This is a genomic window from Streptomyces sp. NPDC007164, from assembly GCF_040634135.1.
GTDB classification, from domain to species: domain Bacteria; phylum Actinomycetota; class Actinomycetes; order Streptomycetales; family Streptomycetaceae; genus Streptomyces; species Streptomyces sanglieri.
In genome coordinates this window covers 12,166-35,764 of sequence record NZ_JBEYFB010000009.1, presented here as the reverse complement: position 1 = coordinate 35,764, position 23,599 = coordinate 12,166, and the positions used below count along the sequence as shown (strand labels likewise).

21 protein-coding genes are annotated in these 23,599 nt (G+C 71.3%); 13 read left to right on the top strand and 8 right to left on the bottom strand.

Annotated features, from left to right (window positions below; genetic code table 11):
* The first annotated feature begins 55 nt into the window (after positions 1–55).
* The 3 genes from ABZ622_RS14825 to ABZ622_RS14815 are packed head-to-tail and all read left to right on the top strand — an operon-like array spanning position 56 to position 3,635.
* Entirely contained in the window at positions 56–1,132 is a 1,077-nt protein-coding gene (locus tag ABZ622_RS14825) for an ABC transporter ATP-binding protein (protein ID WP_360543044.1), read from the top strand.
* Complete coding sequence (locus ABZ622_RS14820; protein ID WP_360543042.1) at positions 1,129–2,205, top strand: NAD(P)-dependent oxidoreductase; 1,077 nt, start codon at positions 1,129–1,131, stop codon at positions 2,203–2,205. The genes ABZ622_RS14825 and ABZ622_RS14820 overlap by 4 nt, the downstream gene beginning before the upstream one ends.
* A gap of 14 nt (positions 2,206–2,219) precedes the next feature.
* A complete protein-coding gene (locus ABZ622_RS14815; protein WP_360543040.1) occupies positions 2,220–3,635 on the top strand; it encodes an FGGY-family carbohydrate kinase in 1,416 nt (471 codons plus the stop codon).
* Positions 3,636–3,698: 63 nt separating this feature from the next.
* Here the strand turns inward: ABZ622_RS14815 and ABZ622_RS14810 are convergent, their stop codons facing one another.
* On the bottom strand, positions 3,699–3,908 hold the full coding sequence (locus ABZ622_RS14810) for a hypothetical protein (RefSeq protein WP_360543038.1): 210 nt from the start codon (positions 3,906–3,908) through the stop codon (positions 3,699–3,701).
* A gap of 271 nt (positions 3,909–4,179) precedes the next feature.
* Here ABZ622_RS14810 and ABZ622_RS14805 point away from each other — a divergent pair, with 271 nt between their 5' ends.
* Entirely contained in the window at positions 4,180–4,821 is a 642-nt protein-coding gene (locus tag ABZ622_RS14805; RefSeq protein WP_360543036.1) for a superoxide dismutase, read from the top strand.
* A 125-nt stretch (positions 4,822–4,946) separates the two neighbouring features.
* Here ABZ622_RS14805 and ABZ622_RS14800 read toward each other — a convergent pair whose 3' ends face one another.
* The 5 genes from ABZ622_RS14800 to ABZ622_RS14780 all read right to left on the bottom strand — a co-directional run bounded on the left by ABZ622_RS14800 (position 4,947) and on the right by ABZ622_RS14780 (position 9,718).
* Positions 4,947–5,819, bottom strand: coding sequence for an alpha/beta hydrolase (locus tag ABZ622_RS14800; RefSeq protein WP_360543034.1), 873 nt, complete (start codon positions 5,817–5,819; stop codon positions 4,947–4,949).
* Positions 5,820–6,147: 328 nt separating this feature from the next.
* Positions 6,148–6,537, bottom strand: a complete 390-nt coding sequence (locus ABZ622_RS14795; RefSeq protein ID WP_360543032.1) for a hypothetical protein — start codon at positions 6,535–6,537, stop codon at positions 6,148–6,150.
* 127 nt (positions 6,538–6,664) lie between these two features.
* On the bottom strand, positions 6,665–7,876 hold the full coding sequence (gene fabV / locus ABZ622_RS14790; RefSeq protein ID WP_360543030.1) for an enoyl-[acyl-carrier-protein] reductase FabV: 1,212 nt from the start codon (positions 7,874–7,876) through the stop codon (positions 6,665–6,667).
* Positions 7,877–8,102: 226 nt separating this feature from the next.
* On the bottom strand, positions 8,103–8,807 hold the full coding sequence (locus tag ABZ622_RS14785; protein WP_360543028.1) for a hypothetical protein: 705 nt from the start codon (positions 8,805–8,807) through the stop codon (positions 8,103–8,105).
* 242 nt (positions 8,808–9,049) lie between these two features.
* Positions 9,050–9,718, bottom strand: a complete 669-nt coding sequence (locus ABZ622_RS14780) for an O-methyltransferase (RefSeq protein ID WP_360543026.1) — start codon at positions 9,716–9,718, stop codon at positions 9,050–9,052.
* A gap of 84 nt (positions 9,719–9,802) precedes the next feature.
* On the opposite strand from ABZ622_RS14780, the gene ABZ622_RS14775 reads away from it, so the two are divergent.
* The 8 genes from ABZ622_RS14775 (at position 9,803) to ABZ622_RS14740 (ending at position 20,475) form a co-directional block, all read left to right on the top strand.
* Positions 9,803–10,450 carry a CatB-related O-acetyltransferase gene (locus ABZ622_RS14775; RefSeq protein WP_360543274.1) on the top strand — a complete coding sequence of 216 codons (648 nt, stop codon included), beginning with the start codon at positions 9,803–9,805 and terminating at the stop codon, positions 10,448–10,450.
* Positions 10,447–11,286 (top strand): MOSC N-terminal beta barrel domain-containing protein, encoded by an 840-nt coding sequence (locus ABZ622_RS14770; protein WP_360543024.1) that lies wholly within the window; start codon positions 10,447–10,449, stop codon positions 11,284–11,286. The genes ABZ622_RS14775 and ABZ622_RS14770 overlap by 4 nt, the downstream gene beginning before the upstream one ends.
* Positions 11,287–11,503: 217 nt before the next feature.
* Entirely contained in the window at positions 11,504–11,746 is a 243-nt protein-coding gene (locus tag ABZ622_RS14765) for a hypothetical protein (protein ID WP_360543022.1), read from the top strand.
* Between the two features lie 327 nt (positions 11,747–12,073).
* A complete protein-coding gene (locus ABZ622_RS14760) occupies positions 12,074–12,499 on the top strand; it encodes a DUF6507 family protein (protein ID WP_360543020.1) in 426 nt (141 codons plus the stop codon).
* The gene (locus tag ABZ622_RS14755; protein WP_360543018.1) at positions 12,496–15,198 is read left to right on the top strand and encodes a hypothetical protein; all 2,703 of its coding nucleotides are present in this window, start codon (positions 12,496–12,498) and stop codon (positions 15,196–15,198) included. Before ABZ622_RS14760 ends, ABZ622_RS14755 begins: the two co-directional genes overlap by 4 nt.
* Positions 15,195–16,061: an immunity 49 family protein gene (locus ABZ622_RS14750; protein WP_360543016.1), complete on the top strand. Its 867-nt coding sequence runs from the start codon at positions 15,195–15,197 to the stop codon at positions 16,059–16,061. Before ABZ622_RS14755 ends, ABZ622_RS14750 begins: the two co-directional genes overlap by 4 nt.
* Positions 16,062–16,181: 120 nt before the next feature.
* Positions 16,182–19,730: a hypothetical protein gene (locus ABZ622_RS14745; RefSeq protein ID WP_360543014.1), complete on the top strand. Its 3,549-nt coding sequence runs from the start codon at positions 16,182–16,184 to the stop codon at positions 19,728–19,730.
* A 535-nt stretch (positions 19,731–20,265) separates the two neighbouring features.
* Positions 20,266–20,475 (top strand): hypothetical protein, encoded by a 210-nt coding sequence (locus ABZ622_RS14740; protein WP_360543012.1) that lies wholly within the window; start codon positions 20,266–20,268, stop codon positions 20,473–20,475.
* A gap of 89 nt (positions 20,476–20,564) precedes the next feature.
* On the opposite strand, the gene ABZ622_RS14735 is transcribed toward ABZ622_RS14740, so the two are convergent.
* Positions 20,565–21,542 carry a winged helix-turn-helix domain-containing protein gene (locus ABZ622_RS14735; RefSeq protein WP_360543010.1) on the bottom strand — a complete coding sequence of 326 codons (978 nt, stop codon included), beginning with the start codon at positions 21,540–21,542 and terminating at the stop codon, positions 20,565–20,567.
* Between the two features lie 61 nt (positions 21,543–21,603).
* Between ABZ622_RS14735 and ABZ622_RS14730 the strand changes: the two genes are divergently transcribed.
* Positions 21,604–22,863 (top strand): MFS transporter, encoded by a 1,260-nt coding sequence (locus ABZ622_RS14730; RefSeq protein WP_360543008.1) that lies wholly within the window; start codon positions 21,604–21,606, stop codon positions 22,861–22,863.
* Here the strand turns inward: ABZ622_RS14730 and ABZ622_RS14725 are convergent.
* The gene (locus tag ABZ622_RS14725; RefSeq protein WP_360543006.1) at positions 22,826–23,476 is read right to left on the bottom strand and encodes a DsbA family protein; all 651 of its coding nucleotides are present in this window, start codon (positions 23,474–23,476) and stop codon (positions 22,826–22,828) included. The genes ABZ622_RS14730 and ABZ622_RS14725 overlap by 38 nt on opposite strands.
* Positions 23,477–23,599: the final 123 nt, after the last annotated feature.

The window sequence follows — 23,599 nt, the reverse complement described above, 5'->3', positions numbered from 1 at the left end:
GGCGCCATGACGGATGACGGCGAGGTGGCGGCGACGGTGGCGCCGGTGGTGAGGGATGACTGAACTGGCCCTGCGCGCGCTGCGCAAGACCTACACCGGGCGGGGCCGGGTGGCCGTCGAGGCCGTCCGGTCCATCGACGTCGAGCTGCGCTCCGGCGAGCTGCTGGGGCTGCTCGGCCCGTCCGGCTGCGGCAAGTCCACCACCCTGCGGATGATCGCCGGCCTGGAGACTGTCACCGGCGGCGACATCCTCATCGGCGGCTCGTCGGTGGTGCCGCTCCCGGCCCGGCAGCGCAACATCGGGGTGGCGTTCGAGAACTACGCGCTGTACCCGCCGCTGACGGTCGCGGAGAATCTCGGTTTCGGGCTGGCCGCCCGGGGCGGGTGCGGCCGGGCCGAGATCCGCCGCCGGGTCGCCGCAATGGCCGAACGGCTCGGGATCACCGGCCTCCTGGACGCCCGCCCGGCCGGGCTCTCCAGTGGCCAGAAGCAGCGGGTCGCCCTGGCCCGCGCGCTGATCCGGGTGCCCGACGTGCTCCTTCTGGACGAGCCGCTCTCCCATCTCGACGCCGGTCAACGGGACGCCACCCGGCGGGAGTTGAAACGGATCCAGCGCGACAGCGGCCACACCGCCATCCTGGTGACGCACGACCAGGAGGAGGCGCTGTCGCTCGCCGACCGGATCGCGGTGATGCGGGACGGCGAGATCCAGCAGCTCGGCACCCCCGAGGAGATCTACGACGCCCCGGCGAACCTGTTCGTCGCCGACTTCGTCGGGGAGCCGGCCGTCAATCTGCTGCCGGGCACCGCCACCGGCTCGGGCGAGGTGCGCCTCTCGGACTCCGTGCGCGTTCCCGTACCGCACCGGATCGCGGCGGGACGCGCGGTGGTGCTCGGCATCCGCCCGGAGGATGTGCGCCTGGACGACACTGGTGCACGGGCCCGGGTCGCCGCCCATGAGCCCCTGCTGGAATCCGGCATCGCCACGCTCTCGCTCGACGGGGTGGCGGAGCCGCTGGTCGTCGTGACCGGTCCGGAGGTACGGCTCGACCGGGACGACACCGTACGCATCACCGCCGATCCCCGGCACGTCCATGTCTTCGACGCCCAGACAGGAGACGCTCTGCGATGACCCGCCCCGAGACAGTCCACCCGGAGGCAGCCCGTCCGGAGGCAGCCCGCCCCGCCACGAGGATTCTGCTCGCCGGTGACCACTTCGTCCGCAACTCGCTGCTCGCCGAGGCCCTGCACCACGCGCTCGGCCCGACCGGCAGGGAACCGCTGCTCGCCGAACTCACCCTGCCCTGGCCCCTGGAACCCTTCGGCAAGGTCGCCGAGGTCGACGAGGCGAGCGACGTCGAGGACGCGCTGATCGCCGCGCTGGACGGGGTCGAGGTGTGCGTGACCCAGATGGGCCCGTTCACCGAGCGGGTGCTGGCCGCCGCCCCCGACCTCCGGCTGATCGTGGTCTGCCGGGGCGGCCCGGTCAATGTGAACGCGGCCGCCGCACGCGCCCGGGGCGTACGGGTGTGCTTCGCGCCGGGGCGCAACGCGGCGGCGACCGCCGAGTTCACCGTCGGGCTGATCCTCTCCGCGCTGCGCCGCATCCCCGAGGCCCACCGCTCCCTCGCCGCGGACGGCCGCTGGGACGCCACCCATTACACGTACGAGAACTGCGGCCTGGAGCTGGAGGACACCCCGGTCGGCCTGATCGGGTACGGCGCGGTGGGCAGCCGGGTGGCCCGGGTGCTGTCGGCGTTCGGTGCCGAGGTCGAGGTGTACGACCCGTATGTGCGCGGCGACGTCCACGGTATGCGCGCCGCGTCGCTGGAGGCGCTGCTGTCCCGTTCCCGGGTCCTCACCCTGCATGCCAGGCTCACCCCGGAGTCCCGGCATCTCATCGGCGCCCACGAGCTGGCGATGCTGCCGCGCGGCGCGGTGCTGGTGAACGCGGCCCGGGGCGGGCTGCTGGACACGGACGCGCTGTGCGACGCCCTGGACTCGGGGCAGCTGCGGGCCGCGGCGCTCGACACGTACGAGCAGGAGCCGCCGCCGGCCACGTCGCGGCTCTTCCGTACCCCGCATCTGCTGATGACCCCTCATGTGGCGGGGGCCAGCCGGGCCGTCGCGCAGAAGGCGGCCCGGATCGCGGCGGCCGAGGTGGCGCGCTACGTGCGGGACGAGCCGCTCGCCCACGCGCTGTGAGAGGAGCCGTGACGATGACCGGAAGCACGACGAGATACATCGGCATCGATGTCGGCACGTCCGTGGTGAAGGCCGCCGCCTTCGACCCGGGCGGCCGCACGCTGGCCGTCGAGTCCCGCCCGGTGGGGCTCGCGATCCACGGCGGGTCCGTGGAGCAGGACATGGACGAGGTGTACGGCGCGGTCCGCGAGGTGCTGGCCGCGCTCGGCTCCGACGGAGTCGGGTTCGTCGGCCTCACCGGCCAGGGTGACGGCGTCTGGCTGGTCGACGGGGCGGGCCGGCCGGTCCGCAAGGCGATCTCCTGGATGGACGGCCGGGCCCATGAACTGGTCGACTCCTGGCTGGCGTCCGGGGTCTTCGAGACCGTCTACCGGCGCACCGGCAGCGCGATGTTCCCCGGTTGTCCGGGCCCGCTGCTGGCCTGGCTCGACCAGCACGAACCCACCTCGCTCGACGCCGCGGCGACCGCCCTGTACTGCAAGGACATGGTGTTCCAGCGGCTGACGGGGGTCCGGGCCACGGACGTCTCCGACGCGTCGATGCCGTTCCTGGACCCGGTGACCCGCGCGTACGCCCCGGACGTGGTGGCCGCCCTCGGCCTCGCCCACCGGGCGCCGCTGCTCGCCCCGGTCAGCGACCCGGTGGCCACCGCCGCGCTCGCCTCCGGGTTACGGATCTCCAACGGCCCGTACGACCTGCCGGCCTGCGCGCTGGGCGCGGGCGTCACCCGTCCCGGCGACGGACTGCTGATCGTCGGCACCTGTCTGGCCTCGCTGGTGGCCGCCGAACAGCTCGACCTGGACGGCGAACCGGCCGGCCTGCACATCTCCACCGACCGCCCCGGCCACTGGCTGCGCGCCATGCCCGCGATGGTCGGCACGGCAGCCCTGGACTGGGTGCTGACCACCACCGGCGTACGCCACACGGAGGTCGACGCGCTGCTCGCCACCACCGCGCCGGGCGCGAACGGGGTCCGGGTGCTCCCCTACTTCGCCCCGTCCGGCGAACGCGCCCCGTTCGTCGAGCCGAGGCTGCGCGCCGAGTTCACCGGGGTGTCCCTGGAGACGACCCCCGCCGATCTGATCCGTGCCGTCTGCGAGGGCATCGGCTTCGCCGCCCGGCACTGCCTGGAGGCCGCGGGCCTCACCGGCACCCTCGCCCTGTGCGGCGGCGGGACCCGCTCCCCCGCGTGGATACGGCTGTTCGCCGATGTGCTGGGCCGGCCGGTCCGGATCGTGGAGGGCGAGGTCGGTGCGCGCGGCGCGGTGCTCGCGGCGGCGGAGCGCTTCGGCGTGGAGCTGGACACGGCCGCGTGGACGGCCCCGACATCGATCGTCGAACCGGACCCGGCGCACGCGGCGTACTACGCGAAGGAGTACGAGGACCACCTGAACCGGCTCGCGGAGGCCCGCACGCACGCCCGCGCGTGAACCGCGCCGGCTCCCACGGCGTCAGCGGCTCCGCCGGTCCCCCGCGCCCGCGCGTGAGCCGCCCTATTGCTTCCGCTCGGGACCGCCCCGGCCGGACGCCTCGCGGCGGACCCGGTAGCCGCGGTCCGTGTCCGGGTCCGCCTCGAAATACACCTCCGGCTCGTCCCCGCCCCTGGCGGCCCGGAGCAGGGCGAATCCGGTGTCATCGGTGAACGAGCCGCCCTTCGAGAAGCTGAGTCCGATACCGCTGCCCGGGTGCCGCTGCCCCTCCATGCCCCACTTCCCCTTCCCGGAAAGGCTGCCCTTCCCGGGAGGGAGAGAGGGAAAGGCCGGTTCGACGGCGCCCCTCGGGATGCCCGACATGGCGAACGTCCCGTCCGCCGAATGGCGCCACCACCATGTCCCGGTCAAGCACATCCACCATTCTCACCGAGGACACGACCTAGGCCGAAGGGCTGATCACTTTCGGCCCGCTCCTGCTGTTAGCCTGCTCTTGCATAGAGGTTGCAATAACAACAGGACAGCAGCTGGAGGGTTCGACCACATGGCCACGTACACGCTTCCGGAACTCCCGTACGACTACGCGGCGCTCGAACCGGTCATCAATCCGCAGATCATCGAGCTCCACCACGACAAGCACCACGCCGCCTACGTGAAGGGTGCGAACGACACCCTGGATCAGCTGGCGGAGGCGCGCGACAAGGAGGCATGGGGGGCGATCAACGGGCTCCAGAAGAGCCTCGCGTTCCACCTCTCCGGCCACATCCTGCACTCGATCTACTGGCACAACATGACCGGCGACGGCGGCGGCGAGCCGCTCGCGGCGGACGGTGTCGGTGACCTGGCGGACGCGATCACCGAGTCGTTCGGCTCGTTCGCCGGCTTCAAGGCCCAGCTGACGAAGGCCGCGGCCACCACGCAGGGCTCCGGCTGGGGCGTCCTGGCGTACGAGCCGGTCAGCGACAAGCTGATCGTCGAGCAGGTCTACGACCACCAGGGCAACGTGGGCCAGGGCTCCGTCCCGGTCCTGGTCTTCGACGCCTGGGAGCACGCCTTCTACCTCCAGTACAAGAACCAGAAGGTCGACTTCATCGAGGCGATGTGGGCCGTCGTCAACTGGCAGGACGTGGCGAAGCGTTACGCGGCCGCCAAGGAGCGCGCCGACGTACTGCTGCTCGCTCCCTGACCGGGAAGCGCATGAACGTCCTGCCTCGTGATCGTCTTCTCAACCTTCACCGGGCAGGCGGATGAAGGGAGGGCCCTCGCCTGGACGTGACAGGCGGGGGCCCTTCTGTCACGTCCGACGCGGAGTCACATGGCTTCGGGGCGCCCCAGCAGCGTGCTCAGCACCTGCTCGGCATGGGTCCAGAGCACCGCCCCGCCGGCCTCCGGCACCAGATGCCGTACCGCGCCCGGGATGCGCGAGGCCAGTCCGGCCCCCTGGTCGGGCGAGTGCCCGGTGTCCTTCTCCCCGTACCAGAGGTCGACGGGTACGGCGATGTCCGCCAGCCCGATCCCCCAGCGCCCCATGGCCAGGACGGTGTCCCGGGCATAGCCGGCCGCTCCCTGCGCGAAGGCCTCGTCGAGCGCACGCCGGTAGGCGGCCGCGAACGCGGGCTGCTGATAGACGGCGAGATCGCACTCGGGGCTGCCGGACATGACCATGTCCCACATCGCCTGCGAGCCGAACCCGGCGAAGACCTGCTCGGCGGCGGCCGGATCGGACACGGCCAGGTCGACGAGGCCCCGCAGTTCCCCCGGCAGCGCGTCGGCGAAGCGCGGCTCGGCTACCTCGTCCGCGCCGGAGACCACCGCGAGCGCCCGCACCGCTCCGGCAGCGGCGCACGCCAGCGCGAAGGGCGCCCCCTGTGAGTTGCCGACCATCAGGGGCCGCCCCAGGCCGCGCAGACCGACGAACGCGCGGAAGTCGTCGACGAAGTCACCGAACGTACGCCCCGGCGCGGGGGACGAGACCCCCAGCCCCGGGCGGTCGACGGAGATCAGTCGCACGCCGAGCGCGTCCAGCGCCTCACCGCCGAACCCGAGATGCCTGCTGGTGGCCGCCCCCGGCGAGAACAGCACCGGCACCCCGTCCACCGGCCCCCACTCGGCCCAGCCCAGCGACCGCCCTCCGGGGAGCTGCTCCGTACCCATACGAACCGGGTTGATCACGCACAATTCCATTCACCCGATCATGCCCGGAGCCACTGCCCGCGTCGAAGGAATTTCCCGCCGACAGCCGACAGCCGACAGCCGAGCGCCGTCCAGGCCGTCCAGGCCGTCCAGGCCGTCCAGACAGATCCGGAGCGTCGTGGTCAGCCGTCACTCACTCGACGGACACGTCCATCCCCTTCACCTCTTCGGCGCTCACGATGTCCGCAGGATCGGGCGGCTTCACCCCCGTACCGGCTCGTCGTAGTCGCCGAGTTCGAGCAGTGCCGGGGCGTCACCGAGAGTGAAGTCGATGCCCCGGGGCACGGACCCGCCCTTCTCCGGCACGCGCACCGACACCTCATCGCCGCCGGAACCATGCGTGAGCTGAACGGTTCGCCCACCACCCTTGGTGCGCGGATTGCCCTTCCCCTGCGCTGCTCACCGTTCCGGGCAGCTTCGCGAACGCCCGGCCGAGATCGCACAGGTTCAGACCCGGGTACTGCAACACCTCACGGGCCGGGTACGCGACGTACTTTCCACGGGCCTTCCCGATCGCTTCCTCGACGGCGGGGAGCCGGTGCGGCGCGTAGGTCTTCGCGAAGGTGCGCGTGCTCTCCAGCTGCTTGTCGCCGTAATGCACCCAGCCGCGGTCACCGATGACGACCACCTCGTTGGTCGTGCCCAACTCCTGATACGCACCGATGCAGTTGCCGTGCCGATCGGCGTGCAGGTCGACCGCCCTCGGCACAACGCCGCCGATGTTCTTCTCCCGATCCCCACCCTGGACACTCCCCCACTCTTTGACTGCTCGCCATGATCGCTACAAGCATGTCAGTGGGCCACAGCCGAGTGACCAGTGCGATCACCGGCGCGACTCAGGGAGTGACAGCGTCCGGCCAGGGGATGTCGGTCTCGACCGGCGCGGCGTAGTCGATGCCGGGCACGGCGAATCCGTACAGGCGCCGCACTTCGGCGTGGAACCAGTCGAGGTCGGCGAGTCCGGCGATGTTCCCGGTGGTGGCGGTGTTCCACCGCTCGGTGACGGCCGCCTGGACGGCGGGGGCGAGTTCCCAGGTGTCCAGGCGCACCCGCCCTTCCTCGTCGAGGCCGAGCGGCCGGGCTCCGGTGAGCTGGTCCCACAGGTCGGTGAGCTGCCCGATCGGCGGGACCATGGCCTGACCGAGAACCCCGCGGAGCAGCCCGACGTACAGGGCGATGCCAGGGATCGCGGTCGAGGACTGGGTGACGGCGGCCGCGTTGACCGAGGTGACCGCGCGCCCGTCGACCAGCTTGCCGAGCCGCTCGTCGAGGGTGCGGGCGGTCTGTTCCAGGTGGGACTTGGCGGCGCCGATGGTGCCCTGCCGGTAGATCTCGGCCGTCAGAGCGGAACCGATGTACGAGAGGGCGGCGGTGGTGAATCCATCGGCGAGCAGTCCGCGCCCGGCGAGGTGGTCGATCCACCGTTCCCAGTCGGTACCGCCCATGACGGCGACGGTCTGCTCGATGTCGTCGCCGTCGGCCGGCTGCGTCCCGACCTCCCGCACCTCACCGGCGCCCGCGTCGTCGAAGACCAGGGTCTTGGTGCTGTACGCCTCGCCGATGGGCTTGAGGACGGACGCGTACGTGGCCCCGGTGTCGGGGTCGGTACGGCGCGGGGCGGCCACCGAGTAGACCAGGTAGTCCAGGCGGCCGCCGAATCGCTCTTCCAGCACCTGCGCGACCTGGTTCTTCATCTCGTCGGAGAACGCGTCCCCGTTGAGGAACACCATGTCGTGACCGTGCCGACGGGCGAGTTCGGCGGTCGCGGCCGTGCGGTACCAGCCGGCCGTACCCGTGCGCCGTCCGGGGGCCTTCTCGAAGCAGACCCCGATGCCACGGATCCCGGCACGGGCGAGACCGGCGATCGTCGCGGCCAGCCCGTATCCGGCGGAGGAGCCGATGATCAGCGCCACGGGTGCCCGGTCGGGCACGCGGGACGGGGCGGGGACGGCTTGCCACATGTCCTCCACCAGGCGCTCGCAGCCCGCCGGGTGGGAGTCGAGGAAGAGGAAACCCCGGTTCTTGGGGGCGATGACGCGTTCGCTCATGGTCTCGGGTCCTTACGGTTCGTCACGGACGAGGAGGCGGCGACCGCGAGGGCATGCACCGCGCCCCGTAAGTCTGCGTCCGTACGCACCCGGGTGATCACCTCGCCGACCACAGTAATGTCCGGCAGCGGTTGGAGGCTTTCCACCACACCGGCCGGCACCGGGCAGCGGGTCGCCGAGGGAGGAATCCTGTCAGCCGGGCAGCGGACCGCGAGGGCGAATCCCGTCAACCGGGCAGCGGGCCGCCGAGGTTCGGCATGGGGACGACCTTGCCGGCGTCCGGGGCCTTCGCCCGCACCGACTTCCCGTGGTCCGCCAAGGTCATCGTCGCCTTGACGCCCGCCGCCCCCATGGGCCAGTCGAGCCGAGTACGCACGATCCGCCCGTTCCGGTCGACCCAGGCATCCGCGTACACGGTGATCGCACCGAGCTGTTCCCGCGCGGCATCGATCTTGACCCGCATGTCCTTCGCCATCCGCAGCGTGACGGCGTCGTCGTCGAGCACACCGCGGTAGTGGACCGCGGGCGTGCCGTTCACGGCCTCCTCGCCGACCTTCGAGATCCGGCGCATCCGGGCCACTTGGCGCAGGACGTGCTCGGGGTCGTTCATCGGCGCCCGCAGCACATAGTGAACCTCGGCCTTGTTCCGGTGAATCGATCCCCAGGAGCCTTCCATGTCGGCGAGCCCGCCCATGTAAACGGTGTCGCCGCCGAAGATCTCCTCCATACGGGGCGAGGTCTTCCCGTCGGTCGCCGCATTCCGGAGGGAAACCGCGAGGCGCCCCCTGGCGCCCGCCCAGTCGAAGTCGCCCTTGATCGAGACGACGTACTCGGTGGTGCCGTCCCCCATCACGATCCGCTCGTCGATCCGGGCGCTGCTCTTCCGCGTCGCGGCCACCGCGGCCCGTACCACCGCCCCGTGATCCGCCACCGCCGAGCGGGACGGGGAGGCATTCCCGGGCTTCCGCGCCTCTCGCGCCGACCCCGACCCTGCCCTCGACTCCGACCCCGGCCCCGACTCCGAGCCCCCGGAACATCCAGCGCACAAGAGTGCCGCGGCGACGGCGAGCGGGACGAGGGAACGCTGCTGCACAGTCTCTCCACGAGGTGATGGCCGGGCACCGAAGCATCACCGACATCGAACACGTGATCGTATCAACGCGGTTCCGGGGCCTACCCGGTGACCAGCGCCATCATCAGCCCGTCGTACCCCTTGCTGCCGACGGTCTGCAGCGCGGTCGCGCTCAACGTCGGTTCGGCCGCGACGAGTTCGGTGAACCGGCGTACGCCCTGCACCTTCGGGTCGTCGCTGCCGCCGTCGACCACCTCTCCGTCGCGGACGACGTTGTCGGCGACGATCAGACTCCCGGGCCGGGCCAGCTTCAGGGACCAGGCAAGGTAGTCGGGGTTGCTCGGCTTGTCGGCGTCGATGAACACGACGTCGAACGGCCCGTACCCCTTCTCCGCCAGCTCCGGCAGCGTGTCGAGCGCCCGGCCGACCCGGATCTCGACGACATCCGCGAGCCCCGCCCGCTCGATGTTGGCCCGCGCCACCTCCGCGTACGCCGGATCGGCCTCCAGCGTCACGACCTTGCCGCCCTCCGGCAGCGCGCGGGCCAGCCAGATGGTGCTGTAGCCGCCCAGAGTGCCGATCTCCAGCACGGTGCGCGCGCCCTGGAGCCGGGCCAGCAGATTCAGCAGCTTGCCCTGGTTGGCCGCGACCTGGATCGCCGGGAGACCCGCCCCGTCACTGGCCTCCACGACCGCGTCCAGGACTTCGTCCGGGCCCACCAGCAGACCGTTGAAGTAGTTGTCGACCTCGGCCCACCGTGCATCCGTCATGACTTTCCCTCTCCCCTGCCAGTAAGTTCCCAAAGGAAACTTACATCATGGGAGGTGGATGCGATGATGAGCGCCATGGACACGATCCCGCCCCCCGCCGACCCCACTGTTCTGCACCCGATGCCCGGCCAGCCCCGGGTCGTGCTGCTGAAGCCCCTGGTGAAGTCCGAGCTGATCGAGGTCGGAGACTTCTCGTACTACGACGACCCGGACGACGCGACCGCGTTCGAGACCCGCAACGTGCTGTACCACTACGGCCCGGAGAAGCTCGTCATCGGGAAGTTCTGCGCGCTGGGGACCGGGACGCGGTTCATCATGAACGGCGCCAACCACCGGATGGACGGCCCGTCCACCTTCCCGTTCCCCTCCATGGGCGGCTCCTGGGCCGAGCACTTCGACCTGCTGACCGGGCTGCCGGGCCGGGGCGACACCGTCGTCGGCAACGACGTCTGGTTCGGCTACAACGCCATGGTGATGCCGGGCGTGCGCATCGGACACGGCGCGATCATCGGCGCCGGATCGGTCGTCACCTCCGACGTACCCGACTACGGCATCGTCGGCGGCAACCCGGCCCGGCTGATCCGCACCCGTTACGACGAGGAGACCGTCGCCCGGCTCCTCGCCGTCGCCTGGTGGGACTGGCCCACCGACCACCTCACCCGACACATCCGCACCATCATGTCCGGCAGCGTCGACGACCTCGAAGCCGCTGCCCCGGAGGGGACACCATGACGATCACCGTCCGCGAACTGGCCTACTACCCGGTCAAGGGCTGCGCCGCGACCACGGTCGACTCGGCACAGGTTCTCGGCACCGGACTGGCACACGACCGTACGTTCATGGTGGTGGACGCGGCCGACGGCTCCTTCCGCAGCCAGCGCACGCACCCCGCGATGGCCGCGATCAGGGTCGGAGTCCTGGACGGCGGGGCGGCCTTGGCGCTGTCCGCCGAGGGCGTCGGGCCGTTGCGCCTGGACGTCGACGGGGACGGCGCGCACCGTGACGTCAGCATGTTCGACCGCCCCCTCGGCCCGGCCGCCGACCAGGGGGACGAGGTCGCGGAGTGGTTCTCCGAGGCGCTCGGCGTGAAGTCCCGTCTGGTACGAGTGGTTCCCGGCTTCGACCGGGACGGTTGGGGCGACACCCCCGGCAAGGTCAACTTCGCGGACGCGCACGCGGTGCTGGTCGCCTCGACGGCCTCCCTGGACGGCCTCAACGCCCGCATCACTGCCCGGGGCGACGCGAAGCCCGTCCCCATGAACCGCTTCCGCCCCAACATCGTCCTGACCGGCGACGACGAGCCCCACTTCGAGGACCGGGTCCGCCGGATGCTCCTCGGCACGGTGGAACTCGCCCACTCGACCAGGGCGACGCGCTGCGCCGTCCCCATGGTCGACCAGGCCACCGGCCACCGCGCGGGCCCGGAACCGATCCGCACCCTGTCGACGTACCGCCGCGAACCGGAGTTCAACAACAAGGTCAGCTTCGGCGCGAAGAACGCGGTGGTCTGCGAGGGCGTGGTGAGCGTCGGGGACGTGGTCGAGGTCGCGGAGTGGCTCAGCGCGTGAAGGCCCCGACGTCACCGCCCCGCCGAGGGCCGAACTGCTGCCAGTAGTGCTTCGCCGGGTTCCGGTGGCGATGCCCGGCGGCGGTTGACCGGAGCCCGACGGCCCGCAGGAACCTCGGTTCCGGTGGCCGTCGGGGGGCAGACCTCTTCGAGTTCACCGCCGACGGACCGCTCGTACGGCCGAGCACGCCGCCACCCCCACGCAGGCACCGATCTGGATGCGGGTTTCCGTGCGGACCCTGCCCTACGGGTTCGACGCGCAGGACCGCGATCGCGCCTTCCGCCGGCTCGACCACGGTCAGTGGGAAGCGGTCATACGGCTCAGGGCCGGCGAGTCGTACGCCTACACCGCTCGCGCGGGCGTGCGCGTCGTCGACTGGTCCACACGACCCGTGCGGGTCCTGCCCGAGGCCGCGGTCACCCCGGTCGCGCTTCGATGGACTCTGCGGTGCCGGACATGACGCCTCGTCTCATGCCGGTGATTCCGGGCGGGTTCGACTCACCGCCGACCGGGACGGACGCCCGCACTCGTTCACCCATCGCGCTATGGATCCGCCAGCAAATCCGCCACGTCGATGCAGAAATGCGGATCCGACCCCACCCCTCGGACGAAGCCCATATGAACGCACCATCCCGGACTCCTCATCACACACAGGCCGTGGTTGGCCGATTGTTGATTTGCTGATTGCATCAGCGATGCGCGAGTTGATAGAGAAGTACGCACGAACGGTTGTTCAGACTCTCGGACGTTCCTGGCACTGAGGGCAACCGGCACGAGGGGGCTCGTCATGGTGGGGTGGGATATCAGGCCGCAGGGTGTGCAGGGGCAGTTGAAGGTGGTCGGTACGCACGCCGGTGATCTGGAGAAGGCTCTGACGGCGTTGATGGCGACGGTGTCGGAGGCGGCTCAGGCGGCGGGTACGGCGGTGCCGGGCCCGCAGGCGGTCACGCATCTTCAGGGGCCGGTGGCTCCGGGGCAGGCGCCGTTGTCGCGTACGGCGATGGGGCCGGTGGCCGCGGCGCTGGGTGAGTATCTGGGTGAGCGCAAGAAGGACCTCAAGGCGGCGGCCGAGCGGATCGAGGCGTCCGTGCTGGGGGCGGTCGAGGCCACCAACGCGTACTGCGAGGGTGATCTGGAGACGGCCAAGCACGCGCAGGACGCGGCGAAGGCCGTACATCTGGACGTTCTCAAGGGCATGCAGGGGCACCGGTGAGCGGTGGCGAACCGGTGGACCCGGTGGGGATACCGGTCTTCACCGGTGACCTGGCGCTGCTCGACACCAAGGTGACGGCGCTGTCGGGCCATGGTGCGACGATCGCGACGGCTGCCGGTGATGTGCACCGCAGCTTCGGCGGGCTGAGTGCCTTCTACAAGGCGCCCGAGGCGGAGCAGTTGTTCGCGACGACCGCCCCGGTGGCGGCGACCGGGCAGGTCCTGAGTTCGGATCTGCGTGTCATCGCCGGGGCGCTGGGCACGTACTCGGACGATGCGTTTCCGCTGGTGGAGAAGCTGAAGGAGCTGAAGCGGGACGCGGTCGCCTTCCGGGTGAAGGCCGACGGCGACGACAAGTGGCGCGAGGACGGCGACCTGGTCGAGGAGAACAACCGCCGCCGCAGTGAGATAGCCGAGGTCTGGGCCGCCTTCCAGGAGGTGGAGCGGGCCTGTCACGCCAAGATCGTCGCCCTGGTCGGCGGCAAGGCGCTGAAGATCGATGACGGCTCCGGCAAGAAGAAGGGCGTGTACGGGTACGACGCGGAGGCCCTCAAGCAGGCGAAGAGCCTGCCCTGGGGTGAGGCGGTCGAGGAGTCGACGCCCTGGTGGCAGGTGTGGGAGCACGCCTACGACTTCGGCAAGGGCTTCCTCGTCGACGGGGTCTGGGGCACCCTCAAGGGCCTGGGCACCCTGGCCGGATTCGAGGGCGGGGACGCCGCGAAGGAGGCATGGACCGGTCTGGCCAAACTCGCCACCGGGCTCTCCCCCGCCGCGATGCTCGTCCTGCACGCCCTGCCCGGCGACCACTCCGCCTGGATACGCGACTCCCAGACCGCGGTGAAGGAGACCGGCAAGGCACTGGTGGCCTGGGACCAGTGGGGCAGCAACCCCTCCCGCGCCGCCGGAGCGGTCACCTTCAACGTCCTGACCACCGTCTTCACCGGCGGCTCCGGCGGCGCCGCAGCAGGCGCGGGCAAAGCCGGCCTGGCCGCCAAGGCCCTCTCACTCACCAGCAAGACCGCCCGCGCCGTGGACCCCATGACCTACGTCTTCAAGGGCGCCGGCGCCGGACTGTCGAAGATCAGCGACGTGATGGCCGGGCTGAAGGGCATGGGCCGCGTCGAATTCCCGCCCCTCCCCGACCACGTCATCACGCTCCCCGAAGGACCCCTCAGACTCCCCGACGGCACCCTCCACCTCCCCGAAAGCGCCACCATTCCTGAAGGCGCGACCACCCTCCCCAATGGCACCGTCAAACTCCCCGACGGAGCCGTAGCACTCCCCGAAGGCACCGTCAGATCCCCCTTCGACGAAGGCGCCCCCTACCTCGACCGCCAGGGCAACCTCTACAACGAGGACGGCACCCTCGCCCAGCTCGCCGACCAAGCCCCCCACACACAAACCCCGGAACCGATACGCGAACCGGCCCTGACCGGCGCAGGCGACCACGTCGCCCGACTCGGCAACGACCTGGAGAACGTCGGCCGGCCCGGAAGCAACTCCCCGGGCGAAAGCGCGGGCAACCACTTGCCGGACAGCGGCCCCCACCACGCCCCTGGCGGCGGCGTCGGTGACAACACACCCAGCAACCATCTGGACAACAACGCCCCCAGCGGTAGATCAGGCGGCAACGGGCCTGCCGACCACGCCGGGCCGCCGGGCGCTGGCCCCGCCACTGGCCACGACCTGTCCACCGGCGGTTCCGGCCACCCCGGCCCTCCGGGCACCGGCGGCCGCGGCACTCACATCGGCGACAGCGCGATCCCGGCGCAGCGCCGGCCCGTGCCACGCCCCGGCTTCATGCGCGACGGCGCCGACCCCTACGGCCCGCGTGGATCGCTCACCCGGGAGCAGATCGAGGAAATCCAGGTCCACCGCGCCAACGAAGAGCCGGGTTACTTCGATCGCTACTACAGGAGAGACGGAACACGCATCAGAGTGGAGCGGCACGACGCGAGCGGGTTCGCTCCGCCTCAGCTCACCCGCCTTTCGGAAAACAGCCCATGGATTCGCGCCAAGGACGTCCCTTCTCCTCCTACCCCTCACTACCTGGACGAAGGCTATATTTCCGTGACAGCAGACACGGTCAAAAGCAGTTCCAGATCAAAAATCCTGGAAGATGCCGCACAGAAGCGCCACTTCGCCATCCAGTGGGACAACCTGGTAACGGATTGGAAGGCAGAAGCGGCCAGGGCCCACGAAGCTCAGGGCACGTTCGAATCAGCAGGGCTCTGGGGGGAAGCAAAAGGAACATACAAAGAATCCCACACCCAGATGGGAAACGCCGCCGAGGAATTCGGGGAGAAGGTAGCCGAGCACCATTACATGGCCGAGCAGCACCCGGGGTTCCAGAAGGAAGAACTTCTCGGCCCGAGGAGCGGGAACGATCAGTTCGACCAAGTATGGACACACGAAGACGGGCACGTCGTTGTCATCGAGGCGAAGAGCAGTACGACGACGGAGCTCGGAAGAAGGACCCTGCCCAACGGTAAGCAGGTCTCCCAGGGAAGCCGCGAGTACTTCCTTGACATTATCGAGAAAATGAAAGAGCGGGGAGAATACGAGACCGTAGAAGCCCTGGAAAAGGCAATCGAACATCGCAAACTAGAGTATGTTGTCGTCAAAGGTACGAAAAATACCGGAACATACAATGGCTATCACTACAGACGGTTCGACATCAGCAAGGAGACCCTTCCGTGACCGTGTCCTTTGCCCGACACAACATGCCTGACGGCCCCGATGCCGAGCGGTTCGCGGAGCGGACGGACAGGTACCTGTTCAAGAGCGTCGATCGTCTCGAAAATTCGACGGAAGCGATCGACTCCGTACTCGGCACAGCTGTCCTGTCCCTGCGTGCCCATTGCGTCGTCGACCCGCGAGCGGCGGCGGTGGAGACGTGGGAGGCCACGGTCAATGCCATGCAGCTGAGTTCGGCGCTGTTCGCCGTGACAGGGGTGGACGAAGGAACCGTCGAATGCCGCATCAACCGGAAGGTGCGGACCCTCCAGGCAGCCGCAGGTCCGCGGTCGTCCGCGGACGCGGGCAACTGGCTGACGGCGTTCTGGCTTGCCGTCATCTGTCGTGAGCAGCAGCGGATGACGCAGTTGTGCGAGATTCCGCTGGAACGGCTGCGCGCTCCGGAAGGGGCGTACGACGAGTACATCTACCACTGGGTCGACGCGCTTCAGACCTACTGGCTGCGGCGGCCAGGACTGGTGGAGAAGCTCACTGCCGCGCTCCAGATGTCGGACCCTTCAGTCACACGGGTCACTCCGCTCGACCTGCTCCAGGGGCAGCTGTATCCGCCGATCAACCTCTTCTACCACTTCGTCACGAGGGACACTCAGGGATTCAGCCCCGCGCTTGTCGAAGCCCTGAAACTGCACCAGGCGTACTGGACCCTGAACGAGGAACGGACCATCGACATCAAGGGCAGCGTCGCACTCGGGCCCCTGGCCATCGCCTGCCTCGCGTACGACGGGGAACTCCCCATCGACGTCGAGTCCGAGTATCTGCCCAAGCATCTCCTCCAGCACAGCTGGCTCGGCGAATTCCCCACCTGAGCCGTCCCCGCGCGATACGGCCGGCCCTTCCCCGGCGATGGGGACCGCCTGCGCGCGGTTGTGGGTTGCGGTCGGCGGGAGGCCGCTGTGCGGCTCGGGGCACGACCTAGCATGGCGGTCATGTCAGAGACGCAGGTGGGGGCGGCGGGGCGGGTGTTGCGCGGCATTCTCGACGCCGCTCGGGGTGCGGACGGGGCGGGCCCGGAGGAAGAGGGCGCCGATCTGCGGGCGGTGGAGCGGGGGCGGCCCGCGCGTACGGTGGCGGCGAAGGTCGCCGCTTCCGGTGGGGTCGACGGCCAAGCGGCGGGAGCGCTGCGGAAGTTGGCCGGGCTTCACCTCGGCTCCGACGTGGGCCGGTGGCGCGGCCTGTACGACGCGCTCCCCAAGTACCGGGGCGACCTGCCCGCGCTGCTCGCCGAGCGGCCGACGCCCCAGGGGGCCGGCAACACGCTCCGTGCGCCCGCGCCCCGTAGCGTCCACGCCACGCTGGGCCTGCTCCTGGAGCACGCCGAGCCGTGTGACGCCGCCGCCGCGCTGGCCTCCCTGCCCGAGCGGGTGACGGCGGACCTGCTCGCCGGTGGGGCACCGCCCGCGCCCGCCCTCGTCGCCGCCGTACTCGGCCACGGCGACAGCCGTTCCCGTGCCGCGCTGGCCCGCCATCCCCGGCTCGACACCCGGGTGCTCGCCCGGCTGGCCGCGATCGGCGACGCCCGGGTCTCGGCCGCCGTCTACCGCAACCCGCGCACCACCGCGTCCCTGCGCCGCGCCATCGCGCGGCGGACCGGCACCGTTCCCCTCGACGGCGCGCTGCTCGCCGAGCTGACGGCACCGCAGGGCGATGTGCCGCACTCCTGGCTGGCGCCGCTGCTCGGCTCCGGCGACCCGCAGCTCGTGGGTCTCGCGCTGCGGGTCGGATTCCGCCAGGCCGCGCAGCAGTACGCGCTGTTGCGGATCTGGGAGCGCAGCGGCCCGGCCGCCGTACGCGCACTGCTCGACGACCCCGCCGCCGCCCCCTGGCTGAGCCGGGCCGTCGTGACCACGGTGACCGAGGCCCTGTCCGATACGGGCGGCGACGCCCGGCGCCGGCTGCGCGCGCAGTGCGAGCCGTACGAGGACCCCGCCCGGCTGCCCGCGCTGCTGGCCACCGCGCGCGGCACCAGTACCCTGCGCGATCTGCTGGCCGAGCCGTACGCGCACGATCTCGACGCCCTGGCCGCGGCCCATGCCGCGACCCCGTTCATGCCCAAGGCCTGCGAGGAGCTGGCCCGTCACGAGGCGGCGGACGACGCTCAGCGCCTGGCGTTCCGGCTGAGCGTCCTCAACGAGCCGTGGCGGGCCGGCGGACGCCGCGCGGGCAACAGCACCCCGCCCGCGCGACGCCTGGCCGGGGAGGTTCTCGACGACAGCGCGACCCGCTGGGCGGAGGGCATGGTGGGTGCCGGCCTCCTCGACCCCATCGAGCTGGTCCGCACCGCGCGGCCCGCCGTCCACGCCGTGGCCGCGCTCGGCCGGCTCGCCGAACGGAACCTGCTCGGCGACACGACCGCCACCGAACTCCGGGCACTGGCCGCCGCCCACCTGGGCGAACGGCCGCACACCTGGGCGGCGCTCGACACCCTGCTGCCCGAACATCACGGCACCGTCGCGGAGTTGATCGCCGAGGCGGGCGAGGCCGCGACGACGACAGTGGCCGACGAACCCGGGCCACCGGCCGCGATGCCGCCGCCCCCGCCGCGCTTGAACCGGCGCGACCGGGTCCACGCCCTGGCCGCCCTCGACCTGCTGTACTCCCTCGGCCCCGCCGATGCGCCGCGGCCCGCCTCTCCCGACCTCCTGCGCGCGCTGACCGTGTACGACTGGAGCGACGCACCCGGCCTCGCCACTCCGGACTGGTTCGCCGACGCCTGTGCCGCCGAGGGCATCCCCGCGTCCGAGGACGGCTTCGCGTACGCCGCACCCGGCCTCCCCGAGATACGCGCCGAGCTCCCGGCGACGCACGGATCGGGCGCCCAGCTCACCGAACACGCCTACCGCCAGGGCGTGTTGCCCGCGGACGAACTGCTCACCCTGCTGCCGGCGCACCGGCTGCTCGCGCTGCCCCACGACTGGCGGCGGCTGGCCTTCGCGGAGGCCTGGCGGTACGCGCTCTCCCGGCGGCTGCGCGCCGAGCTCGGCACCGACCCCGACGCGTGGCTGCGCCTGGCCGCGACGGTGGCGGCGTCCGAGGCCGCCTCGGAGGGGCTGACCTGGGCGGAGCTGCTGCGGCGTGCGCAGTCGCGGTCGGACGGAGCCGTCCCGGCGAGGGGCGGCGGACCACTCGTGCCGAAGCCCGGACCGGGCACACCCGACGAGGCGATCAAGCTCCTGGAGCGCGGCAACCACCTGTGGACGTGGCCGGAGGGCACCCTGCTCTGCCTGGCGGACGCCGAGGTCGTCGACGCCGTGCTGCCCCGGCTCGGCCCCGACGGGCCCTGGCTCCTGGCCGCGTACCTGCTGCGGTACGACCGCACGCCGCACCGGGTCCTCGACCGGCTGCTCGCCGGACGCGACCGCGACGCGTTGCGCGTCCTCGCCGAGCAGGCCCGCTGGATGAAGAAGAGCGGATCGGTGGAGCGCCTCGTCGACCTCGACGATCCCGACGTGGACCTCGCTCTGCTGCGACAGGGAAGCCCCCGGCGCACCGTCCACCGGATCGTGACCCGTTCACGGCCCGGCGCGGGGACGATGTCACTGGGCGGCCGGGTGCTGGCCGAATGGCACGCCCGTGGTTCCGCCCACCCGGCCGGGGGCCCGATGTGGCTCTGCTCCTCCGAACCCGACCTCGTCGAGGAACTGCTCGCCAAAGAAGGGACGCGGCTCGACCTCGGCCATCAGCTCCTGGGCTGTCTGCGGCTGTTCGAGCGCGGTGGCGCCGACCGGCTGGCCCGCGTCGCGGGCGCGGACCTGCTGGGGCGGACCGCGACCACCGTGTGCGCGAAGGCGCTGGCCGCCACCGACCCCGCCGCCGTGCTCCGTGCCCGGCTCGACCGTGAGCTGGCACCGGGGAAGCTCGTCGCGAAGCTGCGGCGCGCCCGGCACGCCGCGCACGCCCGTCAGATCTTCGAGTCCCTCCCGCCGGGCGAGGCCGTGGACTGGGCGGCTCTCGAAGCCGTCCACGCCGAGGACCCGTTCCCGTACTGGTCCGACGTGGTCCGCCTCGACGACGTGCCGGAGGAGGTCCGGCTGCGGCACGCGGCGCTGCTGCCCGAGCCGGGCCCCGACGGCCTGTCCGGGAGCGTACGGCTGACCCGGGTGCGGGCCCGGTACGGGCTCGGCGGCCTGTTCCACTGCGCGCCGGCCACCCAGTTGGACGGCCTGCTCGCGGCGGGCCTGCTTAGCGGCACGGACCTGCTGCGGTCGGCGGCCCCGGCCGCCGGGATCCTCGCCTACCTGAGCGGAACCGCCCGCCGCACCGACGCCCCGCCCGAGGCCGCCGCCGCCCGGGCCGGCCTCGCGGAGCTCGTACGCTCCCGGCTCGGCACGGACGGGGCGGCCTGGGCCCGCGTCGCCGAGCGCCTGACCGGGCACGCTCCCGAGTGGGAGCCGATGTCACCGGTGACCGCGCTGCTGGACACGGCCGGGCCCGGACGGCCCGTGGCGCCGCGACGGCAGTTGAGCAGCGGCGGATGAGCACCACCACGCACGCGACAATTGCTCAGCGGCCGGACTGGCACCTCCATTCGGATGCCGGAATCCGGGTTGTGGTGACGTCGTCGAAACCCTCTTCCTATTCGCGGCCGAGAAGTACGGGCGTGCTTCGGTAGTAGTCGCCTACCTGCTCACCACGAATCAGCAGACCGAATTCCTCGTAGTGAATCGATACGCAGGCAAGCGTTCTTTGAGACCCGTAGTACGCGGCCACTCCGAGATCGTAGGACCGGGAAAACCTGTCGTCGATTTCGCCCCCTTCACCCTGAAGCGTTTCAGGTATTTCCTCGCGCGTCGCGTATTTCCTCGTGCGCCATGCCGAACTTGAGCAGCCCCACACCGACGTAGGGCGTTGGCTTCCAGTCCGGAAGAACGAGTGCGGCCTATCGCTCCATTTACGGAGTTTCGTACAGCAGCACGCATCATTCTTTCCGAGTTGATTCGGGCGATCGGCAAGCGAATATCATCGGTGCCGGGCAACCATCCGTTGAACGCACGAGCGCAGGAGGAGCGGCCCATGCTTGCCATCACGGTCGGAGTGATCATTGCGGGCTACGGGGTCTGCCTCTCGGCGAACCTGTGGAACCTCGCAGATCGACTCTTTTCCCACAATTCCCGCTACCTCGTCATGGGAAGCGCTACACCTGGGACGTTTCGTCTGGTAGGGGGAGGCACCGCTCTGGTCGGGCTTTTCTGGATCGCGACCGCCCTGTCCGAGATGCTTTAGGCCGTCGCCTGCGTGGCGATACGCCGCGGGCAGCCGAGAACGGTGGCAGGGCCGGCCAGGCCACGGAAAGGTTCGGCCCTGCAAGCCCCTCACCCACCCCGCCGCGCCCCCACCAGCACGTCCCCCGCCTCCGTGCGGAAGTACAGGACGGAGCGGCCGGCTCGGCGGCGGTCCGCCAGGCCCGCATCCAGGAGGATCTTGAGGTGGCGGCCGACCGAGCCGAGGGCCTGGCCGGTCAGGGCGGTCAGTTGGGTGGTGCTCTTCGGGCCGGCGAGGAGGACCAGGACCGACGCCCGCCCCGGGCCGAGGAGGCGGGACAGGCTGTCCGGGACCCGGGCCCGGCCCGCGTCGGCCAGGGTGCCGGAGCAGGGGTAGACGAGCGCGTAACGCTCGGCCGCGTCGTCCCAGGAGGCCCAGCCCGAGCGCTGGGTGACCGGGACGAACAGCAGGCGTACGCCGGAGAGTTGCTTCGGGGGATAGTCGTGCGCGTTGATCCGGAGCCGGCTCCCGCCCAGCCACCGCATCCCCGGGCACAGACCGCCCAGGGCGGCCGCCCAGCCGCCCTGGCTCAACTGGCCGGTCCGCGCGACGATGTCCGCCTCGATGATCCGGCGGCGGCGCGGCCAGTCCGGCAGGACGGTGTGCAGCCAGACCCAGTGCAGGACGTCGGCGGCCCGCCGGGCCAGGTCGTCGCGGTCCAGGAGCGACGGGAGGGGGCCGCCGCCGAGCGCCACCGTCAGGTCCGCCCGCGCGCGCTCGGGGGTGGTCGCCCAAACGGGGGCCAGCTCCTCCTCGAAGGTCGGGGCGCCCTCGCCCGTCGGCGTGGGGGTGAGGAAGTCCGCGCTCCAGCCGCCGCCGAGCCCCGCCGGCACGAGACGGGCCGCCACCGGGTCGGCGGCCTGCCGGGCGCGGTAGGCGGGCAGGTGGGCGTCGAGCCAGGCCCGTTCGCCGGGGTGGTCGGGCCGGCCCCGCTCCAGGGAGTTCAGGGCGGAGACGGTCTCGGCGAGGGGTGAGACGACGAACCGGCTCCCCGCGAGCGTGTCCGTGTCGATCTGCCACATACCCATGACGTTTCGCCTCCGCGCGAAACTGTAACGCCCGTCCCGGACCACCGCCGAGACTCCCCGGATGCGCACCTACCGGGAACTCTTCCGTACGCCGCAGTTCGGACCGCTCTTCGCGACCAGTGCCGTCCAGACCGCCGCGTCGACGACGAGCGGGCTGGCTCTCGGCACCCTCGTCTACGCCGCGACCGACTCGCCGCTGCTCGCCGCCCTGTCCATGTTCGGTTCCTCGCTCGCCCAGATGATCGGGGCGACCCTGCTGATGTCGGCGGCGGACCGGCTGCCGCCCCGGGCGGCGACGACCGGTCTGGCGCTCGCCTTCGGGGTGGCCACCGCCGTTCTCGCCGTGCCCGGGCTGCCGCTGCCGGTGGTCTTCGCGATCATCCTGGCCCAGGGGGTGGTCGCGGCCGTGGGCGGCGGGGTGCGGTACGGGCTGCTCACCGAGGTGCTGCCCAAGGACGGTTATCTGCTGGGGCGTTCCGTGCTGAACATGTGCTCCGGACTGATGCAGATCGGCGGGTTCGCGCTCGGCGGGCTGCTGGTGACGACGCTCTCCGCGCGCGGCACGCTGCTGGTCGCCGCCGCCCTGTATCTGACGGGTGCGGCCGTCGCCCGGTTCGGGCTGGCGCGCAGGGCGCCACGCGCCGCCGGGCGGCCGTCGGCCGCCGAGACCTGGCGGGTCAACGCCCTGCTGTGGTCCTCGGGCCCGCGCCGCAGGGTCTATCTCGCGCTCTGGGTGCCCAACGGGCTGATCGTCGGCTGTGAGTCGCTCTTCGTCCCGTACGCCCCCGAGCACGCCGGGCTCCTCTTCGCCTTCGCCGCGCTGGGGATGCTCATCGGGGACACCATGGCGGGCCGGTTCTTCGCTCGGCGGTGGCGGGGACGGCTGGCCACTCCCCTGCAACTGCTCCTGGCCGCCCCGTATCTGCTCTTCGCCACCCGCCCGGCGCTCCCGGCGGCGCTCGCCCTGGTGGCACTCGCCTCGGTCGGGTTCGCGGCGAGTCTGCTGTTCCAGGAGCGGCTGATGGCCCTGGTCCCGGACGAGTTCACCGGCCAGGCGCTCGGCCTACATTCCTCCGGGATGCTCACCATGCAGGGCGTCGCGGCGGCGCTGGCGGGCACCGTCGCCCAGTGGACCTCCCCCGCGACGGCGATGGCCGTGATGGCGGCGGCCTCGATCGCGGTCTCCCTGGCCCTGGCCGCGGCCGGGCGCCGGGCCGCGGGAGCAATGGACGAGCACGGTGCGGGGCCGGACGGCCGCCCGGCCCCGCAGCGCCCCGTACAGGTCAGTCGAAGATCGGCCCCTGGGTCCGGGTCCGCTTGATCTCGTAGAAGCCGGGGATCGACGCCACCAGCAGCGTGCCGTCCCACAGCTTCGCCGCGTCCTCGCCCTTCGGGGCGGGGGTGACGACCGGGCCGAAGAAGGCGATCTGCTCGCCGTCCGCGCCCGGGACGGCGATGACCGGGGTGCCGACGTCCTGGCCGACCTTGTCGATGCCCTCCTTGTGGGAGGCGCGCAGCTCGGCGTCGTACACGTCCGAGTCCGCGAAGTCCGCCAGCTCGGCCGGCAGGCCGACGTCCTGGAGCGCGGCCACGACCGCCTCGCGGGTGGCGCCCTCGCCCTGGTTGTGGAAGCGGGTGCCGAGCGCGGTGTAGAGCGGGCCGACGACCTCGTCGCCGTGCTTCTGCTGGGCGGCGACGACGACGCGCACCGGGCCCCAGCCCTTCTCCAGCAGCTCCCGGTACTCCTCCGGCAGCTCGTCGAGCCTGTCCTCGTTGAGGACGGACAGGCTCATCACGTGCCAGCGCACCTCGACGTCACGGACCTTCTCCACCTCCAGCATCCAGCGGGAGGTCATCCAGGCCCAGGGGCAGAGCGGGTCGAACCAGAAATCGACAGGGGTCTTCCCGGTCGTCGCCGTGCTGTTGTCGGGCATCGTCTCTCCTCGTAAGGGCCATCGCGTCTGTGCGCAGAACGTTCCCGGAGGCGCCCGCCATTCCCGCATGCCGGGCCGGGTGGCGGCATGGGAGGATCAAAGTATTCGAACGTGACACAAAGG

What these genes read in the sequence shown, in the direction of transcription:
- ABZ622_RS14825 (WP_360543044.1), top strand. Translation starts at nt 56, where the DNA reads ATGACTGAACTGGCCCTGCGCGCGCTGCGCAAGACCTACACCGGGCGG.
- ABZ622_RS14820 (WP_360543042.1), top strand. Translation starts at nt 1,129, where the DNA reads ATGACCCGCCCCGAGACAGTCCACCCGGAGGCAGCCCGTCCGGAGGCA.
- ABZ622_RS14815 (WP_360543040.1), top strand. Translation starts at nt 2,220, where the DNA reads ATGACCGGAAGCACGACGAGATACATCGGCATCGATGTCGGCACGTCC.
- ABZ622_RS14810 (WP_360543038.1), bottom strand. Translation starts at nt 3,908, where the DNA reads ATGGAGGGGCAGCGGCACCCGGGCAGCGGTATCGGACTCAGCTTCTCG.
- ABZ622_RS14805 (WP_360543036.1), top strand. Translation starts at nt 4,180, where the DNA reads ATGGCCACGTACACGCTTCCGGAACTCCCGTACGACTACGCGGCGCTC.
- ABZ622_RS14800 (WP_360543034.1), bottom strand. Translation starts at nt 5,819, where the DNA reads ATGGAATTGTGCGTGATCAACCCGGTTCGTATGGGTACGGAGCAGCTC.
- fabV (WP_360543030.1), bottom strand. Translation starts at nt 7,876, where the DNA reads ATGAGCGAACGCGTCATCGCCCCCAAGAACCGGGGTTTCCTCTTCCTC.
- ABZ622_RS14780 (WP_360543026.1), bottom strand. Translation starts at nt 9,718, where the DNA reads ATGACGGATGCACGGTGGGCCGAGGTCGACAACTACTTCAACGGTCTG.
- ABZ622_RS14770 (WP_360543024.1), top strand. Translation starts at nt 10,447, where the DNA reads ATGACGATCACCGTCCGCGAACTGGCCTACTACCCGGTCAAGGGCTGC.
- ABZ622_RS14765 (WP_360543022.1), top strand. Translation starts at nt 11,504, where the DNA reads ATGCGGGTTTCCGTGCGGACCCTGCCCTACGGGTTCGACGCGCAGGAC.
- ABZ622_RS14760 (WP_360543020.1), top strand. Translation starts at nt 12,074, where the DNA reads ATGGTGGGGTGGGATATCAGGCCGCAGGGTGTGCAGGGGCAGTTGAAG.
- ABZ622_RS14745 (WP_360543014.1), top strand. Translation starts at nt 16,182, where the DNA reads ATGTCAGAGACGCAGGTGGGGGCGGCGGGGCGGGTGTTGCGCGGCATT.
- ABZ622_RS14740 (WP_360543012.1), top strand. Translation starts at nt 20,266, where the DNA reads ATGCTTGCCATCACGGTCGGAGTGATCATTGCGGGCTACGGGGTCTGC.
- ABZ622_RS14735 (WP_360543010.1), bottom strand. Translation starts at nt 21,542, where the DNA reads ATGGGTATGTGGCAGATCGACACGGACACGCTCGCGGGGAGCCGGTTC.
- ABZ622_RS14730 (WP_360543008.1), top strand. Translation starts at nt 21,604, where the DNA reads ATGCGCACCTACCGGGAACTCTTCCGTACGCCGCAGTTCGGACCGCTC.
- ABZ622_RS14725 (WP_360543006.1), bottom strand. Translation starts at nt 23,476, where the DNA reads ATGCCCGACAACAGCACGGCGACGACCGGGAAGACCCCTGTCGATTTC.